Here is a 16,644-nt window from a genome sequence, read left to right as displayed (position 1 = left end):
GCGCGGCGGCCGGCCGCGCGCGGGGGAAATGGGGCGCGCGGTTCAGCGCATCGGGTTGCCGGGTTCGAGCGCGGGCGACGGCTTCAGCGGCACGGGGGCCGCCGGCGACGGCTGCGGCTGTTGCGACACGCGGCGCTCGGCACGCTCGACGCCGAGCCACGCGGCGAGTGCGGGCAGCAGGAACACCGCGCCGAACAGGTTCACGAGGAACATGAACGCGAGCAGCACGCCCATGTCGACCTGGAACTTCAGCGCGGAGAATGCCCACGTGCCGACGCCGATGAACATCGTGACGGCCGTGAACAGCGCCGCCGTGCCGCGCTGGCGCATCGCGTCGGCGAATGCGTCCGGCAGCGTCGCGCCGTGACGGAGGTCGTGCTGCAGGCGCTCGTACAGGTAGATCCCGTAGTCGACGCCCACGCCCACGCCGAGCGTGATCACCGGCAACGTCGCGACCTTCAGCCCGATGCCGAGGCGCGCCATCACCGCGTTGCACAGGATCGACACGAGCGTGAGCGGCACGATGATGCACAGCACCGCGCGCCACGAGCGGAACGTCACCGCGCAGAGCAGCGCGATCGCGCCGAAGATCGACAGCAGCATCGCGATCTCCGCGTCGCCGACGGCCTCGTTGGTGGCGGCCATCACGCCGACGTTGCCGCCTGCAAGCCGGAACGCGACGTTCGGCGTCGGGTTCTCGGCCGCGAAGCGCTTGATCTCGTCGACGATGTGCGCGATGGTCGTGCCCTCGTGGTTCTTCGTGTAGATCAGCACCTGGATCGCCTTGCAGTTCGCGGTGTTCATCCCGTTGTCGGGGTCGAACGCGTTGGAACCCTGCGTGAGCCCGTCGCTGGAGCGCGGCAGCGCGGCCCAGCGCGGGTTGCCTTCGTTGAAGGCGGCGATGAACACCTTGCCCTGCGACGACACGCTCGTCACCGACTGCACGCCGGCCACGCCGCGCATGTTCATCTCGAACTTCTCGATCGCGCTCATCACCGGGTAATGCAGGCACGCGTCGTCGAAGCCGGTCGTCTCGACGATCACCGACAGCACGTCGACGCCGATGTTGTACTGGTGCGTGATTGCCGCGTTGTCGATGTTGTAGCGCGAGTTCGCACGCAATTCCGGCGCGCCCGTGCCGATGTCGCCGATCTCCAGCTTGCGCGATTCGAGCGTGCCATACGCGAGCAGCGCGAGCGCCACCGCGAACACGCCGAGCGCCGGCGCCGGCCGCGCGAACACCGCGAAGCGCGACCACCTCCCGCTGCCGCCGGCCGCCGCCGTGCGCTGCGCGCGCGCCAGCGTGCCGCGTTCGAGGCGCGTGTACGACAGCAGGATCGGCAGGAACACCTTGTTCGTCACGATCATCAGCAGCACGCCGAGGCACGCGGTGATGCCGAGCTCGCGCACGATGTCGATCTTGATCCGCATGATCACCATGAAGCCCAGCGCGTTGGTCAGCAGCGCGACGGTGCCCGGCACGAACAGCTTGCGGAACGCGTCGCGCGCGGCGTCGACCGACGATGCGCCGCGCACCAGCGCCTGCTTCCACGCGTTGGTCATCTGCACCGCGTGCGACACGCCGATCGAGAAAATCAGGAACGGCACGAGGATCGACATCGGGTCGATGCCGAGCCCGAGCAACGGCAGCGAACCGAGCAGCCAGACAACCGGCAGCAGCGCGACGACGAGCGCGAGCACGGTGGTCTTCAGCGAGCGCGTATAGGCGAACAGCAGCGCGGCCGTCACGAGGAACGCGAGCGCGAAGAACGCCATCACGCCCGCGATGCCGTTCTCGACGTCGCCGACCAGCTTCGCGAAGCCGATGATGCTCACGTCGATGCCCTGCTTCGCGTACTTCGCGCGGATCTCCTCGAGCTGGCGCGCGACCGCGCTGTAGTCGAGCCGCTTGCCGGTGGTCGGATCGGTCTCGCGCAGCTCCGCACGGATCAGCGCCGACTTCAGGTCGTTGCCGACGAGGCGGCCGATTTGCCCCGAGCGCGCGACGTTGCGGCGCACCTTCGCGAGATCGTCCGGGTTCGCGCTCGAGAACTGGCCAGGCACGACCACGTCGCCGCGGAAGCCGGCCTCGGTCACCTCGGTGTAGTGGACGTTCGGCGTGAACAGCGAGAACACGCGCGAGCGGTTCACGCCGGGGATGAAGAAGACGTCGTCGGTCGCATGGCGCAGCGCGTCCATGAACGTCTGGTTGTAGATGTCGCCGTCGCCCTTCCAGCGCAGGCTCACGAGGATCGTGTTCGCGCCGGGGAACGCACCCGCATAACGCTCGAACACCTGCATGTACGGGTGCTGCATCGGGATCATCTTGTTGAAGCCCGGATCGAGCTTCAGGCGCGTGGCCGACAAGCCGAGCGCCAGCGTCACCGCGACGCACAGCAGCATCAGCAGCTTGCGCTGGCGGATGATCGTATCGGCGCAGCGCTCGACGAACGTCGCGAGGCGCGACGCGGGAACGGCTTCAGGGGGACGTGACAGGTCGTTCATGGATTTCTCGTGTCGGTACTGGCTGGCGATGCGAAACGAACGGAAGTGTGCGGAACCCTGCGGCCGCGTCTGCCGCGGCCGCCGGGGCCAAGCGTCAGGACGGCGACGCGGCGAGCGGCGCGACACCCGCTTCGCCGCCGAGCAGCAGCGCACCGTGGCCCATGTCGAGCACGGCCGCGAGGCTCTGCACGCCGCCGAGCTTGCGCACGTCGAAAGTCAGCCCGCCGTCGCGCGACGCGACGATCGCACCGCCCTGGCCGACCAGCACGAGTTCGCCGTCGGCAAGCTGGGTCGCACCGAAATACGACACCGGCACATGGCTGTCGACATGCGTCCAGGTCGTGCCGCGATCGGTGCTGCGCACCACGTTGCCGCGCATCCCGTATGCGACCCAGTCGCCGTTGGCGAGCATCAGCGCGCCGAACAGCGAACCCGCGTACGGCGACACCAGCTTGTCCCACGTGACGCCGTTGTCGGTCGAGCGCAGCAGCGTGCCGCTTTCGCCCGCGACCAGCAGGTTGCCGTGGCCGTCGCCGACGATCGCGTTCAGGTGGCGGTCGCCGGCCGGCGTCTTCACCGTCTGCCAGCTGACGCCGGCGTCGTTCGAGCGCAACAGCTGGCCGAAACTGCCGGCCGCGAACAGCGGGCCGTCAGCGGTGCCCCATACGGACAGCAGCGGATCGGAATGTTCGTGGTCCATATGGACCTCGCGCCAGTGCACGCCGCCATCGTCGCTGCGGACGATCCGGCCGTCGTGGCCAACCGCGATCCCGAGCGTCGGCGTGATGAAGCGCACCTGCGTGAGCGTCGACGCCTGGTCATGCGCGATCGATGCCGGCCGCCAGTGGGCGCCCGCGTCGTCGCTCAGCAGGATCACGCCGCGCTCGCCAACCGCGACGATGCGCGTCGTACCGGCGCGGGCGAGCCCGTTGATCTGCAGCCGGTCCGCGTGGATCTCGGTGACCGGGAACGCCGGCAGCGGGCGCGGCGAAAACGCGAACAGCGCGGCGCCGAGCACCAGCGCCGACATCGCGAGTCCGGGCAAAGTTCGTTTCATCGCTTGTCTCCTGTGGTTGCGTTCGACGGCGGTGCGCGCCGAAGCGCCCGCCACCGCCGGCTGCAAGTCTCCGGGCCGTCGGTCGTTGCCGCGGCCTCGAATGTTCCTGACTGGTTGGCCGCGTGTACGGTGCGGCCTGTCCGCGTACCGCTAGGCGCCGACTTCGAACAACGCGGCGGCACCCATCCCGCCGCCGATGCACATCGTCACGACCGCGTGCCGCACGCCGCGCCGCGCACCTTCGAGCAACGCGTGCATCGTCATCCGCGTACCCGACATCCCGAACGGATGGCCGAGCGCGATCGCGCCGCCGTCGACGTTCAGCCGGTCGTCGGGGATGCCGAGCGTGTCGCGGCAGTACAGCGCCTGGCACGCGAACGCTTCGTTCAGCTCCCACAGCCCGACGTCGCCCACCGTCATCCCGAAGCGCGCCAGCAGCTTCGGAATCGCGAACACCGGGCCGATGCCCATCTCGTCGGGCTCGCAGCCGGCCACCGCGAGGCCGCGGAACGCGCCGAGCGGCGTCAGCCCGCGGCGCGTGGCCTCGCTGCGCGACATCACGACCACGGCCGCCGCGCCGTCCGACAGTTGCGACGCGTTGCCGGCCGTCACGAACTCCCCTTGCTCGACGACCTTGCCGCCGCTCCACGACGGCTTCAGCCCCGCGAGCCGCTCGGCCGTCGTGTCGGCGCGCACGCCTTCGTCGCGTGCGGCGTTCACATCCTCGTGACCGGTCGGGTTGCCTTCCTTGTCGAACAGCGCGCGCCGCACGTCGAGCGGCGCGATTTCGGCATCGAAGCGGCCGGCCGCCTGGGCGTCGGCCGTGCGCTGGTGGCTCTGCAGCGCGAATTCATCCTGCGCGGCGCGCGAGATCCCGTAGCGGCGCGACACGATCTCGGCGGTTTCCATCATCGCCATGTACGCAGCCGGCTGGTGGTCGAGCACGGCCTGCGAACGCGCGCGATACGCGTTCTTGTGCTTGTTCTGCGTGAGCGAGATCGACTCGACGCCGCCCGCGACGACGATCCGCGCGTCGCCCGCGCCGATGCTGCGCGCGGCGCTCGCGATCGACATCAGGCCCGACGAGCACATGCGGTCGATCGCCATGCCGGGCACCGATGCCGGCAGCCCCGCCGCCGCCGCCGACAGGCGGCCGATGTTGTAGCCCTGCGTGCCCTGCTGCGCGGCGCAGCCGATCAGCACGTCGTCGACGTCGGCCGGTGCGACGCCCGCGCGTTCGAGTGCGGTGCGCACGACGTGGCCGCCCAGCGCGGGCGCCTCGGTGTCGTTGAAGATGCCGCGAAACGCCTTGCCGATCGGCGTGCGTGCGACGGAAACGATGACTGCGTCTTCCATGTCTCTGACTCTCTAGAAGTAATAGCGGCTGATCGTGTCGGCGACGCAGCCGGGCTTCGCTTCGCCTTCGATCTCGACGGTCACGCGAATCCACGCCTGCACGCCGCCTTCGAGCGGCTCGACACGCAGCAACTCGCCGACGCCGCGCACGCGCGCGTCGACCTTCACAGGCGCCGGGAAGCGGATCTTGTCGCAGCCGTAGTTGACGCCGAGCCGCGCGCCGTCGATACGCACGATCTGCGGCAGGAAGTAATTGACGAGTGACAACGTCAGGTAGCCGTGCGCGATGCACGCGCCGAACGGACCGTCCTTCGCGCGCACCGGATCGACGTGCACCCACTGGTGATCGCCCGTCGCATCGGCGAAGCCGTCGATGCGGATCTGGTCGATCGCGAGCCACGCGCTCGCGCCGAGCGTGTCGCCGACGGCCGCGACGAGTTCGCCGGGATGCGCGAACACGCGGGGCGTCTGATGCACGAGGTCGAGGGACGTGTCCATCATGCGTGCTGGCTGCTGACCGACAGCACTTCGCCCGTCATGTACGACGCGTAATCGCTTGCAAGGAACACCATCACGTTCGCGACCTCCCAGACTTCGGCGGCGCGCCCGAAGGCTTCGCGCGACGCCAGTTGATTCAGCAGGTCGGCCGGAGCCGACTTCTTCAAAAAATCGTGCATCGCAATGCTCGGTGCGACCGCGTTGATGCGCACGCCGTAGGGCGACGCCTCGAGCGCCGCGCAGCGCGTGAGCGCCATCACGCCCGCTTTCGCGGCCGCGTAGTGCGCCTGTTCCGCCTGCGCGCGCCAGCCGAGCACCGATGCGTTGTTGACGATCGCGCCGCGGCCTCGGGCCTGCATGTGCGGCAGCATCGCGCGCGTCATCCGGAACGTCCCGGTAAGGCTAATGTCGATCACGCGCGACCATTCGGCATCGTCCATATCGACGATGCGGGTCGAGCCGCCGAGTCCGGCGTTGTTGATCAGCACGTCGACGCCGTCGAGCTTGTCCTGTGCCTCCGCGACCAGCGCCTGCACGTCGGCCTCCACCGCGACGTTGCACAGGCGGCCGTAGATCTGTTGCAGCCCCGTTTCCGCCCGCAGCGTCTCGACGGCCTGTTCGAGACGCTTTTCGTGGATATCGGAGATGAACAGCGCGCGGCAGCCTTCCTCCGCGCAGCGGCGCGCGGCCGCGAAGCCGATGCCGGCGCCGGCGGCGGCCGTGATCAGCACCGATTTGCCCGCGAGCAACTGATGGCCCGGCACGTACGCCGGTGCTTTCTGGATCTGGGGTTCGGTCATGCTGTGCCTCGTGGTTCTCTGGGCATGCCGAGCCCGCGCTCGGCCATGATGTTGAGCTGGATTTCGTTGGTGCCCGCGTAGATCGTGTCCGCACGGGAGAACAGGAATACGCGCTGCAGATGGGTGAGCTTTTCGTCGGCCGGATCGATCACGTTCGCGCGGGGCCCGAGCGCGTCCATCGCGAGCTGGCCGAGGTCGCGGTGCCAGTTCGACCAGAAGTACTTGTAGATCAATGCCTCGCGGCGCAGCGGCGCGCTCGCATCGGCATCGTCGGCGCCGGACAGCATCCGCAGCGCGTTGTAGCGCATCACGCGCAGCCCGGCCCATGCGCGGCCGATCCGCTGGCGCAGCACGGGATCGCGATCCGCGCCCGATTCGCGCGCGGCGTCGATCACCCATTCGAGTTCGCGAACGAACTGCATCTGCTGGCCGAGCGTGGACATCCCGCGCTCGAAGCCGAGCAACGTCATCGCGATTCGCCAGCCGTCGCCGGCCGCACCGACGAGGTCGCGCGCTTCCGCGCGGGCGCCGTCGAAGAACACTTCGTTGAATTCCGCGCCGCCGTTGAGCTGCTTGATCGGACGGATCTCGATGCCCGGCTGGTCGAGCGGCATCAGCAGGAACGACAGCCCCTTGTTGCCCTTCGACTCGGGATCGGTGCGCGCAAGCACGAAGATCCAGTCGGAATCGTGCGCGAGCGACGTCCACACCTTCTGGCCGTACACACGCCACGTGCCGTCCGCGTCCTGTTCGGCGCGCGTGCGCACGTTCGCGAGGTCGGAACCGGCGCCCGGCTCCGAATAGCCCTGGCACCAGAACTGCGTACCGGCCAGGATGCCGGGCAGGAAGCGCGCGCGCTGGTCGTCGGTGCCGCACGCGACGAGCGTCGGCCCGAGCAGCCCTTCGCCGATATGGCCCATCCGGCCGGGGCCGCCCGCGCGGGCATATTCCTCGTGGAAGATCACCTGTTCGGCTACCGAGAAGCCGCGCCCGCCGGCACTGGTCGGCCAGCCGAGCCCGATCCAACCGCCCTGCGCCATTTCCCGTTCCCACGCCTTGCGCAGTTCCGGCCACGCTTCCTCGTCGCCGGGGCCGCCGCGGTATTTCAGGCACGCGAATTCGCCGGTCAGGTGCGATTGCACCCAGTCGGCCACTTCGTGCCGCAATTGCTGTTCGCGCGTTTCGCTGTTCATTGGAGTGCTCCTGCGCGCGCGGCCGACGGGCGCGATGCGGCTGCGGCCGATGGCTCGAACGCTTCGTCACGCTGCAATGCGCCGCCGTCGATCGCATGGCATGCAATCCATTCGAGCAGTTGCGGCGTACTGCCGAACTGCGCGCCCGACGCCTGTGCGCGCTTGAAATAGAGATGCGGGTCGTATTCCCACGTGAAGCCGACGCCGCCGTGCAACTGGATCGCTTCCTGAGCGCAGAACGCATACGCGTCGTTCGCGGCGGCCTTGGCGGCCGCGATGTCGGCGCGCAACGCCGCGCCCGGCGTCGCGCCGGCTTGCGCATCCCATGCATGCGCGGCGCCCAGCACGGCCGAGCGCGCCGATTCGATCAGCACCATCATCTGTGCGCAACGATGCTTGACGGCCTGGAACGATGCGATCGCGCGGCCGAACTGCACGCGCTGGCTCGTATAGTCGAGCGTCAGGTCGAGGCACTGCTGCGCGCCGCCGAGCTGTTCGGCAGCCAGCGCGAGCGCGGCGAACCAGCCGGCGCGGTCGAGCACCTGTGCAACGGCGGCGCCACTGGCGAACAGCGCATCGCGGCTCACGCGTGTGTCGTCCAACACCACACGCGCGATCGGCCGCGTCGCGTCGAGCGTGTCGAGCGCCACGACGCTCAGGCCCGAAGCCGTTGCGACATCGATCGCAAACAGCCCGATCGACTGCCCTTCATTCGCGATCCGCGCGGGAATCAGCAGCAGGTCCGCGCGTGCGCCGTCGATAACCTGCCCGATCTCGCCGGACAGCGCATAGCCGCCGGCCGCTTCTTCCGCGACGACCGGCAGTTGCCACCCGCCGCCCGGCAGATCGAACGGCAGCGCCAGCGTCGCGCTGCACGCGCCTTCGGCGATCTTCGCAAGCCAGCCGGTCGCCAGCGGCGTGTCGCAGCCGGCCAGCGCGGTCGCCGCGACGCAAGCGGTCGGGAAATACGGCACGCAAGCGACGCGCCGGCCAAGCTGTTCCATCAGTACCGTTTGCTCGACCGCGCCGAGCCCGAGCCCGCCTGCGGATTCCGGCAGCGCGAGCGCGTTCCAGCCGAGCTCGCCCGCGAGCGTGGCCCACAGCCCGTCGTCGCGGCCGGCCGACTGTTCGAGCGCACGGCGTACGTCGGCCGACGCGCTGCGTTCGGCGAGCACGTCGGCCGCCGCGTCGCGAATCATCGCCTGTTCGTCGGTGAGCGCCAGATCCATCGCTCAGCTCCCGTACACGCGCTGCGCGGGCCGCGCATCGGCGAGCAGCTGCGCGACCGCCGGGCCGACCTCGGCCGCCGCCCAGCGCGCGCCGCGATCGACGCTCGGGCCCGTACGCCAGCCTTCCGCGACCGCAATCATCCCGCCCGCGACCTCGAACACCTGGCCCGTCACGTCGGCCGACAGCGTGCTGCCGAGCCACACGACGAGCGGCGCGACGTTGGCCGGATCGAAATAGTCGAAGCCGCCGTCCTCGGGCTTCTTCATCATGTCGGCGAACACGCCTTCGGTCATCGACGTGCGCGCGGCCGGCGCAAGTGCATTCACGCGCACGCCGTAGCGCTGCAGCTCGACCGCCTGCATCAGCGTGAGCGCGGCGATGCCGGCCTTGGCCGCGCCGTAGTTCGACTGGCCGATCGAGCCCTGCAGGCCGGCGCCGGAACTCGTGTTGACGATGCGTGCGTCGACCGGGTTGCCGGCCTTCGCCGCGTCGCGCCACACGCGCGCCAGCACACTCGACAGACAGAAGTGGCCGCGCAGGTGCACGCGCATCACGTCGTCCCAGTCGGTTTCGGTCATGCTCGTGAACATCTTGTCGCGGCAGATGCCCGCGTTGTTGACGAGCACGTGCACGTCGCCGAACGCTTCGCGTGCCGCATCGACGATCCGCTGCGCGGTGTCGGTCTGCGTGATGTCGTCCGCATTCGCAAGCGCGCGGCCGCCGCAGCTTCCACTTCTTTCGGCGATCTCGTCGCACACGGCCTGCGCGGCCTCGTGCCGGATGTCGTTGACAACGACCGACGCGCCTTCGGCCGCGAACGCCAGCGCGTATTCGCGCCCGAGCCCGCCGCCCGCGCCGGTGATAATGACGGTGCGTCCGTTACAGATTCCCATGCTTGTGCCTCGTGGATCGTGAAAGTGACGCGCTCACAGGCGCTCGATGATCGTGACGTTCGCGAGGCCGCCGCCTTCGCACATCGTCTGCAGCCCGTAGCGGCCGCCGGTGCGCTCCAGCTCGTGCAGCAGCGTCGTCATCAGCCGCGCGCCGGTCGCGCCGAGCGGATGGCCGAGCGCGATGCCGCCGCCGTTCGGGTTGGTCTTTTCGTGCGGGAAGCGCGTGTCGGCCAGCCACGCCTGAGCGACCGACGCGAACGCCTCGTTCATCTCGACGACGTCGATCCGCGACCAGTCGAGCCCGCTCTTCGCCAACGCGGCCTTGGTCGCCGGGATCGGCGCGGTCAGCATCCACAGCGGATCGTCGCCGAGCACGCTCAGGTGGTGAATGCGCGCACGCGGCGTGAGGCCGTAGCGCTTCAGCGCGTCTTCCGACACGATCAGCAATGCGGCGGCCGCATCGCAGGTCTGGCTCGCGACGGCGGCCGTCAGCGAGCCGCCCGGCGTCAGCGGCTCGAGCGTCGCCATCTTTTCCAGCGACGTGTCGGGGCGCGGCGTCTCGTCGTGCATCACGCCTTCGAACGGCACGATTTCCCGCTTGAAATGACCGGCCTCGATCGCAGCGACCGCACGGCGGTGGCTTTCCAGCGCATAACGCTCCATCGCGTCGCGCGACAGGTTCCAGTGATCGGCGATCCGCTGCGCGGCGACGAACTGCGACACCGGCGCATCGCCGAAGCGCGCGCGCCAGCCGGTGCTGCCCGAGAACGGATCGGTGAAGCCGAGCGGCGCCGCGCAGGTCATCGCCGACGAGATCGGGATCTGCGTCATCGTTTGCACACCACCGGCGACGACGACGTCCTGCACGCCACTCATCACGGCCTGCGCGGCGAAGTGCACGGCCTGCTGCGACGATCCGCACTGGCGGTCGACCGTCACGCCAGGCACCTGCAACGGCAGGCCGGCCGCGAGCCAGCAGGTGCGCGCGATGTTGCCCGCCAGCGGGCCGATCGTGTCGACGCAGCCGAACACCACGTCGTCGTATTCGTCGGCGGGAATCGCGTTGCGCTCGACGAGCGTCTTCAGCACGAACCCGCCGAGGTCCGCCGCATGCACGTGCGCGAGCCCGCCCTTGCGGCGGCCGGTCGGCGTGCGCAGCGCGTCGACGATATAGGCTTGTTTCATCAGTTGGATTCCTCGAGGTCGAAGGTCTGTGCGGGGCCGATCGGCAACGCGTCGCCGAGGATCGCGTCGGCCACGCGGGCCTTGTGGAACGCGCTGTCGCCCCAGCTTCCGGAGAGCGCCCAGATGCGCTTCATGAAGATCTGCAGGTCGAGTTCCCACGTGTAGCCGATCGCGCCGTGCACCTGCATCGAGTGACGCGCGGCCAGTTGCGCGGCCGACGTCGCCGCGAGCTTCGCGTGCGACACGAACACCGCGCGCTGCGGGTGATCGTCGGCAATCGCCTGCGCGGCGCGCGCGACCACCGGCCGCGCGAACTCGTAGCGGATCGCGACATCGGCGAGCAGGTGCTTGAGCGCCTGGTACGAACCGATCGCCTTGCCGAACTGCTTGCGCTGCGCGCTGTAGTCGATCGCAACGTCGAGCACGCGCTGCGTGAGGCCGAGCAGCTGTGCGGCAACCGCGAACGCGCCGTGGTCGAGCGCGCGGTTCAGCAGCGGCGCTGCTTCGTCGGCGCTCGCGATGCGGGTGGCCGCCGACGGCTCCCAGTCGAGCGTGAACAGGCGCCGCGACGGATCGACGCTGTCGACCGCACGCCACGCGCACTGCGCGGGATCGACGCGGTGCAGCTCGCCGCGGTGTTCGCACAGCAGCGTGTTCGCAACGTGCACGTCGGCCGCGTACGGGTTCACCGGATGCACGAGCGCGACGCGCGCGCGCCCTTCGGCGATGTCGCGCAGCAGCGCATCTCGCCAGTCGCTCGCGGGCAGCCGCGCCAGCACGCCGGCCGACACGAGCGCCGTGTCGAGCAGCGGCTCGGGGCTGCCGAAATAGCCGTAGGTCTGCGCGAGCAGCGCCCATTCGGCTTCGGTCAGCCCAAGGCCGCCGTGCGCTTCGGGCACCGACACGGCGGTCAGCCCCTGCGACGCGAAGAGCGCCCACAGGTCATCCGAGCGCCCGGTCGGCGTCGCCCAGAGCTCGCGGATCAGCTCGGGCGTCATCTCGGTCATCAGCAGGCGCTTCACGCTGTCCGCGAGCGCTTCCTGGTCTTCATCGAATACGAAATCCATACGATGTCCGTTCTGTGAGGGTGGCGCCGGCGCCGTTACGCGCGCGGCATGCCGAGCATCCGTTCGGCGACGATGTTGCGCTGGATCTCGTTGGTGCCCGCGTAGATCGTGCCGGCCTGGGCGAACAGGAAGCCGTCGAGCCAGTGGCCGAGCGTCGCCTGTTGCGCGGCCGTCTGCGGGACGACTTCGCCATGCGCGCCGAGAATGTCGAGCGCGGTCTGGTGCATGCGCAGGTCGAGCTCCGACCAGAACACCTTGTTGGTGCTCGACTCCGCGCCGATGTGGCCGCCCTTCAGCAGCCGGCTCGCGGTCGCGTAGGTCGACAGCGCATAGGCCTGCGCATCCATCCACGCGGACACCACGCGTTCGCGCAGTGTCGGGTCGCGGTCGGCGCTGTCGCGGTGTGCGAGATACAGGTCGCGCAGCGCCTGCGCGGTGCGCTGGAAGCGCGCGGGCGAACGCAGCATCAGCCCGCGCTCGAACCCGGCCGTCGCCATCGCGACCTGCCAGCCCGCGCCTTCGGCTGCCAGCCGGTTCTCGACCGGCACACGCACGTCATCGAAGAAGATTTCCGCGAAACCGGTCTGCCCGTTGAGCTGCCGGATCGGCCGCACCGTGATGCCCGGCGCGGACAGCGGCACCATCAGGAACGTCAGCCCGTGGTGGCGCGACGATTCCGGGTCGCTGCGGAACAGCCCGAACAGCCAGTCGGCCCACACCGCGCGCGTCGACCAGATCTTCTGGCCGTTCAGCACGTATTCGTCGCCGATGCGGGTGGCCGTCGTGCGGATCGCGGCCATGTCGGAGCCCGCATTCGGCTCCGACCAGCCCTGCGCCCACACGTGCTCGCCGGCCGCCATCGCGGGCAGGAAGCGCGCCTTCTGCGCGTCGGTGCCGAAATCCATCAGCGTCGGGCCGAGCAGGAAAATACCGTTCTGGTTCACGCGCATTGGCGCGTCGGCACGCCAGTACTCTTCCTCGAAGATCAGCCACTCGATCAGGTCGCAGCCGCGCCCGCCCAGCTCGCGCGGCCATGTGACCATGCTCCAGCGGCCCGAGTGCAGCGTGCGCTCCCATTCGCGGTGCGCGGCGAAGCCTTCCTCGGTGTCGAAGCTCGGCAGCCGCTCGCGCGGCACGTGCTCGGCGAGCCATTCGCGGATTTCCGCGCGGAACGCCTGCTGTTGCGGCGTATAGGTCAGCTTCATGCGCGTGCCTCCTCGGCGGTCGCCTGCGCGTCGAAGCGCGCGTCGCGCTTCTCGACGAACGCGGCGCGCGCTTCCGTCGAGTCGTTCGTCATGTACGCCTGCAGCGTGAAGCCCTGCTCCCAGCGGTACTTGTCCTCGAGATCGCCGTCCTCGACGCCGTTCAGCGCCTCCTTCGCGAGCCGCACCATCGCCGGGCTCTTCTCCGCGATCTTGCGGGCGAGCGCGAGCGCCGCGTCGCGCAGCGTGTCGCGCGTGACGACCTGCTCGACCGCGCCGAGCCGGTACGCTTCGGCCGCGTCGATCATCTCGCCCGTGAAATACATCATGCGGACCTTCTGCACGCCGAACAGCCGCTGCAGGTGCGCGCCGCCGCCCATCGCGCCGCGGTCGATCTCGGGCACGCCGAAGCGCGCGCAATCGGCCGCGACCACGATGTCCGCCGCGCCGCAGATGCCGATCCCGCCGCCGAGCACGAAGCCGTGCACGGCCGCGATCACCGGCTTCGGGTTGCGGTGCACGGCGCGGAACGTCTCGTAGTTGCCCGCGTTGACCGCCACGATCCGCTCCGGATGCGCGGCCAGCTCCTTGATGTCGACGCCCGCGCAGAAGCCGCGGCCTTCGCCGCGCACGACGATCACGCGCACGTCGTCGTCCTCGCCGAGCGCGTCGAGCGCGCGAGAGAGCGCGTGCCAGCCCTGCGCGTCGAGCGCGTTCACGGGCGGATGGGCGATCACCAGTTCGGCGATGCCGTCTGCGCGATCGATCCGGAACGGCATCGCGCCGGCCGGTTGATTGGATGCTGTCATCTCCATTGCCTCCCTGTGATGTTGTTCAAGCGGCCTGCGCCGCTGCCGCGCCGCGCAACGCGGCCAGTGCGTCGAGCCGCTCGCCGGCTTCCGCGACGATCCGTGCGATCAGCGCGTCGCACGATTCGATCGCGCCGATCATCGCGGCGGCCTGGCCGCTCGGCAGCACGCCTTCGTCGGGACGGCCCTCGACGATCGCGCGCTGGATCAGGAACGGCGCGTTCGCCGCCATCAGCGTCTGGCTGGCCGTGTAGTCGTGCGAGCGCAGCGCCTTGATCGCGAGGCCGAGCATGTCGCCCGTGCTCAGGCCGTTCTGGCGGCGCCACGCTTCGGCCGTCTTCAGTGCGAACCACGTGCGGCGCAGCGGGCCGAAGCGTTCGAGCTTCAGCAGGTACGGGTTGTCGATCATCCGTTGCGGCAGCCCGTCGAGCGCGTCCGAGACGCGGATGCGCGCCGGATCGCCGACCGCGACGTAGCGCTCGAGCGTCTCGCGCGGCACCGGCGATTCGGCGCTCATCAGGAAGCGCGTGCCCATCGCGATACCGGCCGCGCCGTACGCGAGCGCGGCGGCCAGCCCGCGCCCGTCGAAGAACCCGCCGGCCGCGACCACCGGCACGCGCACCGCGTCGAGCACCTTCGGCAACAGCAGCGTGGTCGGCACCGAGCCCGTGTGGCCGCCGCCTTCCGCGCCCTGCACCGTCACGATGTCCGCGCCGAGTTCGACGGCCTTCGCCGCATGCTTCGGTGCGCCGACCGTCGGCATGCAGACGACGCCGGCGTCCTTGAAGCGGCGGATCGTCTTCGCATCGGGCCCGCGGCCGTAGCTGACCGCGCGCAACCGGTGCTTGATCGCGAGATCGACCACCTGCGCGGCGTTCTTCTGGAACATGTGGAAATTGATGCCGAACGGCTTGTCGGTCAGCGACTTCACCTTCAGGATCTCGGCCTCGACCTGCTCAGGCTCGAGCGTCGCGCCGGCCAGGAATCCGAAACCGCCGGCGTTCGAGGTCGCCGCGACGAGCCGCGCGTCGGCCACCCAGCCCATCGCGGTCTGCACGATCGGATAGCGGCAACCGAGCAGGTCGCACAGCGGCGTATGCAGCGGGCTTTGCAGCGTCGTGCTCATGCGGCGGCTCCGTTGACGGCGACCGGGGCCGGCGCGTCACCGCGATCCGCGCCGTTCGGCTGGCGCTGCGAGCTGGCCATGCTGCGCGCGTCATAGCCGCCCAGACGATCGCCGCTGACGAGTTCGTTGTGCGCATGCGCGAAGTGATGCCATGCGAACGCCGCATCCATCGCCGCACGCTTGCCCTGCAGTTCCTCGACGTGGTTCAGCGCCTGCTTGGTCAGCGTGAGCCCGAGGCGCGGCATCGTCGCGATCTTCGCGGCGATCGCGTAAGTCGCGTCGTACAGCCGCTCGCGCGGCACCACGCGGTTGACCATCCCCATCTGGTACGCGCGTTCGGCCGGCATCCGCTCGCCGAGGAACAGGAATTCCTTCGCGATGCGCGGGTTCAGCTCGTACGCATGCGCGAAATATTCGACGCCCGGAATTCCCATCCGCACGACCGGATCTGCGAAGAACGCATCCTCCGACGCGACGATCAGGTCGCATACCCATGCGAGCATCAGCCCGCCCGCGATGCATGCGCCCTGCACCATCGCGATCGTCGGCTTCGGCAGGTCGCGCCAGCGCCGGCACATCCCGAGGTATACCTCCTGCTCGCGCGCATACAGGAATTCGCCGCCTTCCTTGTCGACGTGGTCGTACCACAGCGACGCGCGATCGAACGACTCGTGGATGTCGCGGCCCGGCGTGCCGATGTCGTGGCCCGCCGAGAAATGCTTGCCGGCGCCCGCGAGCACGATCGCCTTCACCGCGTCGTCGTGCGCCGCGCGCCGGAACGCCGCGTCGAGCGCATACGTCATCTTCGAGTTCTGCGCGTTGTGATACTCGGGGCGGTTCATCGTGATCGTCGCGATGCCGCCGTCGACCGCGTAGTCGACGACACCGTCGCCGAACGTCATCTGGGTCGCTTCCATGTCGGACCTCATCCCCGGCGCGGCGCCGGATTGTTGCGCACGATCGTCGCGCGCAGGTTGTGCGGATCGAGCGCGCGCACGATGCGCAGGTCTTCCGCGTTCGGCGGGGCCGTCGTGCCGAGGTCGGGCGCCGCGATCAGCGGGAAGCCGGTCGCGTCCTGCACTTCGTCGAAGCTCACGCCCGGGTGCAGCGAACGCACGCGGATCGCGTGGTCGGGGCCGCCGAAATCCATCACGCACAGGTCGGTGACGATGCTGCGCAGGTCGACGAAGGTCTTCATCCCCGGCAGCCGGCGCGCCGGGTTGTAGCCGACCGTGCACACCATGTCGACTTCGCTTTCGACGAACGTGCGCTTGCCGTGGCCGCTGACGAAGAACGAGTTCGCGTGGTTCGTCGAGTTGCCGGGGAAGCCGCGGGCACCGAGCAGCTGGGTTTTCGGGCGGGCGTAGTCGTCGCCGAGCCACGAGATGTTGGCCTGCCCGAAACGGTCGATCTGGGTCGGCATCACGAGCGCGTGGCGGCGGCCGTGCCAGAGACAGTCGAACACGCGTTCGTAGGTCATCCAGCCGCTCGCCTTCACGCGATAGCCGTCGGGGCGCGGACCGAGCGGCACCGGCTCCTCGACGAGATACGCTTCGCCGTCGGTCAGCATCAGTCCGTTGTTGTACGCGAGCCGCGCGAGGCCGGCCGCGAGCCGCGGGCCCGTGCCGATGCCGGTCGCCAGCACTTCGCCGTCGTCGCGCCAGAGTCGCGCGGACGCGACGATCATCAGTTCCGCGAGGGAATGGTCGAGAGATTCGCTCAC

The 16,644-nt window shown here is 69.5% G+C and carries 15 protein-coding genes; all 15 read right to left on the bottom strand.

Going from position 1 to position 16,644, the window contains the following annotated elements; genetic code table 11:
- Positions 1-42 precede the first annotated feature (42 nt).
- Positions 43-2,505, bottom strand: a complete 2,463-nt coding sequence (locus U5809_RS03980; protein ID WP_322085617.1) for an efflux RND transporter permease subunit — start codon at positions 2,503-2,505, stop codon at positions 43-45.
- A 94-nt stretch (positions 2,506-2,599) separates the two neighbouring features.
- Positions 2,600-3,562: a WD40/YVTN/BNR-like repeat-containing protein gene (locus U5809_RS03975; protein WP_282509568.1), complete on the bottom strand. Its 963-nt coding sequence runs from the start codon at positions 3,560-3,562 to the stop codon at positions 2,600-2,602.
- A 150-nt stretch (positions 3,563-3,712) separates the two neighbouring features.
- The gene (locus tag U5809_RS03970) at positions 3,713-4,918 is read right to left on the bottom strand and encodes an acetyl-CoA C-acyltransferase (protein WP_322085616.1); all 1,206 of its coding nucleotides are present in this window, start codon (positions 4,916-4,918) and stop codon (positions 3,713-3,715) included.
- 12 nt (positions 4,919-4,930) lie between these two features.
- The gene (locus tag U5809_RS03965) at positions 4,931-5,416 is read right to left on the bottom strand and encodes a MaoC family dehydratase (RefSeq protein WP_322085728.1); all 486 of its coding nucleotides are present in this window, start codon (positions 5,414-5,416) and stop codon (positions 4,931-4,933) included.
- Complete coding sequence (locus tag U5809_RS03960; protein ID WP_175000086.1) at positions 5,416-6,216, bottom strand: SDR family oxidoreductase; 801 nt, start codon at positions 6,214-6,216, stop codon at positions 5,416-5,418. Before U5809_RS03960 ends, U5809_RS03965 begins: the two co-directional genes overlap by 1 nt.
- Entirely contained in the window at positions 6,213-7,409 is a 1,197-nt protein-coding gene (locus tag U5809_RS03955) for an acyl-CoA dehydrogenase family protein (RefSeq protein WP_322085615.1), read from the bottom strand. The genes U5809_RS03960 and U5809_RS03955 overlap by 4 nt, the downstream gene beginning before the upstream one ends.
- A complete protein-coding gene (locus U5809_RS03950; protein WP_322085614.1) occupies positions 7,406-8,638 on the bottom strand; it encodes an acyl-CoA dehydrogenase family protein in 1,233 nt (410 codons plus the stop codon). The genes U5809_RS03955 and U5809_RS03950 overlap by 4 nt, the downstream gene beginning before the upstream one ends.
- A gap of 3 nt (positions 8,639-8,641) precedes the next feature.
- A complete protein-coding gene (locus tag U5809_RS03945) occupies positions 8,642-9,532 on the bottom strand; it encodes an SDR family oxidoreductase (protein ID WP_322085613.1) in 891 nt (296 codons plus the stop codon).
- A gap of 33 nt (positions 9,533-9,565) precedes the next feature.
- Positions 9,566-10,717 carry an acetyl-CoA C-acetyltransferase gene (locus tag U5809_RS03940; protein WP_322085612.1) on the bottom strand — a complete coding sequence of 384 codons (1,152 nt, stop codon included), beginning with the start codon at positions 10,715-10,717 and terminating at the stop codon, positions 9,566-9,568.
- Positions 10,717-11,784 (bottom strand): acyl-CoA dehydrogenase family protein, encoded by a 1,068-nt coding sequence (locus tag U5809_RS03935; protein WP_176045534.1) that lies wholly within the window; start codon positions 11,782-11,784, stop codon positions 10,717-10,719. The genes U5809_RS03940 and U5809_RS03935 overlap by 1 nt, the downstream gene beginning before the upstream one ends.
- Positions 11,785-11,819: 35 nt before the next feature.
- Positions 11,820-12,989: an acyl-CoA dehydrogenase family protein gene (locus tag U5809_RS03930; protein WP_322085611.1), complete on the bottom strand. Its 1,170-nt coding sequence runs from the start codon at positions 12,987-12,989 to the stop codon at positions 11,820-11,822.
- On the bottom strand, positions 12,986-13,801 hold the full coding sequence (locus tag U5809_RS03925) for an enoyl-CoA hydratase family protein (RefSeq protein ID WP_322085610.1): 816 nt from the start codon (positions 13,799-13,801) through the stop codon (positions 12,986-12,988). The genes U5809_RS03930 and U5809_RS03925 overlap by 4 nt, the downstream gene beginning before the upstream one ends.
- A 19-nt stretch (positions 13,802-13,820) precedes the next feature.
- The gene (locus U5809_RS03920; protein ID WP_322085609.1) at positions 13,821-14,921 is read right to left on the bottom strand and encodes a nitronate monooxygenase; all 1,101 of its coding nucleotides are present in this window, start codon (positions 14,919-14,921) and stop codon (positions 13,821-13,823) included.
- Positions 14,918-15,838 (bottom strand): enoyl-CoA hydratase, encoded by a 921-nt coding sequence (locus tag U5809_RS03915; protein ID WP_322085608.1) that lies wholly within the window; start codon positions 15,836-15,838, stop codon positions 14,918-14,920. The genes U5809_RS03920 and U5809_RS03915 overlap by 4 nt, the downstream gene beginning before the upstream one ends.
- Before the next feature lie 8 nt (positions 15,839-15,846).
- Positions 15,847-16,644: a ketoacid CoA transferase gene (locus U5809_RS03910; RefSeq protein WP_322085607.1), complete on the bottom strand. Its 798-nt coding sequence runs from the start codon at positions 16,642-16,644 to the stop codon at positions 15,847-15,849.

The sequence above is a fragment of the Burkholderia sp. BCC1999 genome (genome assembly GCF_905339975.1).
Classification (GTDB): domain Bacteria; phylum Pseudomonadota; class Gammaproteobacteria; order Burkholderiales; family Burkholderiaceae; genus Burkholderia.
This window is presented reverse-complemented; position numbering and strand designations above follow the sequence as displayed.

What these genes read in the sequence shown, in the direction of transcription:
- U5809_RS03960 (WP_175000086.1), bottom strand. Translation starts at nt 6,216, where the DNA reads ATGACCGAACCCCAGATCCAGAAAGCACCGGCGTACGTGCCGGGCCAT.
- U5809_RS03940 (WP_322085612.1), bottom strand. Translation starts at nt 10,717, where the DNA reads ATGAAACAAGCCTATATCGTCGACGCGCTGCGCACGCCGACCGGCCGC.
- U5809_RS03930 (WP_322085611.1), bottom strand. Translation starts at nt 12,989, where the DNA reads ATGAAGCTGACCTATACGCCGCAACAGCAGGCGTTCCGCGCGGAAATC.
- U5809_RS03955 (WP_322085615.1), bottom strand. Translation starts at nt 7,409, where the DNA reads ATGAACAGCGAAACGCGCGAACAGCAATTGCGGCACGAAGTGGCCGAC.
- U5809_RS03965 (WP_322085728.1), bottom strand. Translation starts at nt 5,416, where the DNA reads ATGGACACGTCCCTCGACCTCGTGCATCAGACGCCCCGCGTGTTCGCG.
- U5809_RS03925 (WP_322085610.1), bottom strand. Translation starts at nt 13,801, where the DNA reads ATGGAGATGACAGCATCCAATCAACCGGCCGGCGCGATGCCGTTCCGG.
- U5809_RS03975 (WP_282509568.1), bottom strand. Translation starts at nt 3,562, where the DNA reads ATGAAACGAACTTTGCCCGGACTCGCGATGTCGGCGCTGGTGCTCGGC.
- U5809_RS03935 (WP_176045534.1), bottom strand. Translation starts at nt 11,784, where the DNA reads ATGGATTTCGTATTCGATGAAGACCAGGAAGCGCTCGCGGACAGCGTG.
- U5809_RS03980 (WP_322085617.1), bottom strand. Translation starts at nt 2,505, where the DNA reads ATGAACGACCTGTCACGTCCCCCTGAAGCCGTTCCCGCGTCGCGCCTC.
- U5809_RS03970 (WP_322085616.1), bottom strand. Translation starts at nt 4,918, where the DNA reads ATGGAAGACGCAGTCATCGTTTCCGTCGCACGCACGCCGATCGGCAAG.
- U5809_RS03950 (WP_322085614.1), bottom strand. Translation starts at nt 8,638, where the DNA reads ATGGATCTGGCGCTCACCGACGAACAGGCGATGATTCGCGACGCGGCG.
- U5809_RS03920 (WP_322085609.1), bottom strand. Translation starts at nt 14,921, where the DNA reads ATGAGCACGACGCTGCAAAGCCCGCTGCATACGCCGCTGTGCGACCTG.
- U5809_RS03915 (WP_322085608.1), bottom strand. Translation starts at nt 15,838, where the DNA reads ATGGAAGCGACCCAGATGACGTTCGGCGACGGTGTCGTCGACTACGCG.
- U5809_RS03945 (WP_322085613.1), bottom strand. Translation starts at nt 9,532, where the DNA reads ATGGGAATCTGTAACGGACGCACCGTCATTATCACCGGCGCGGGCGGC.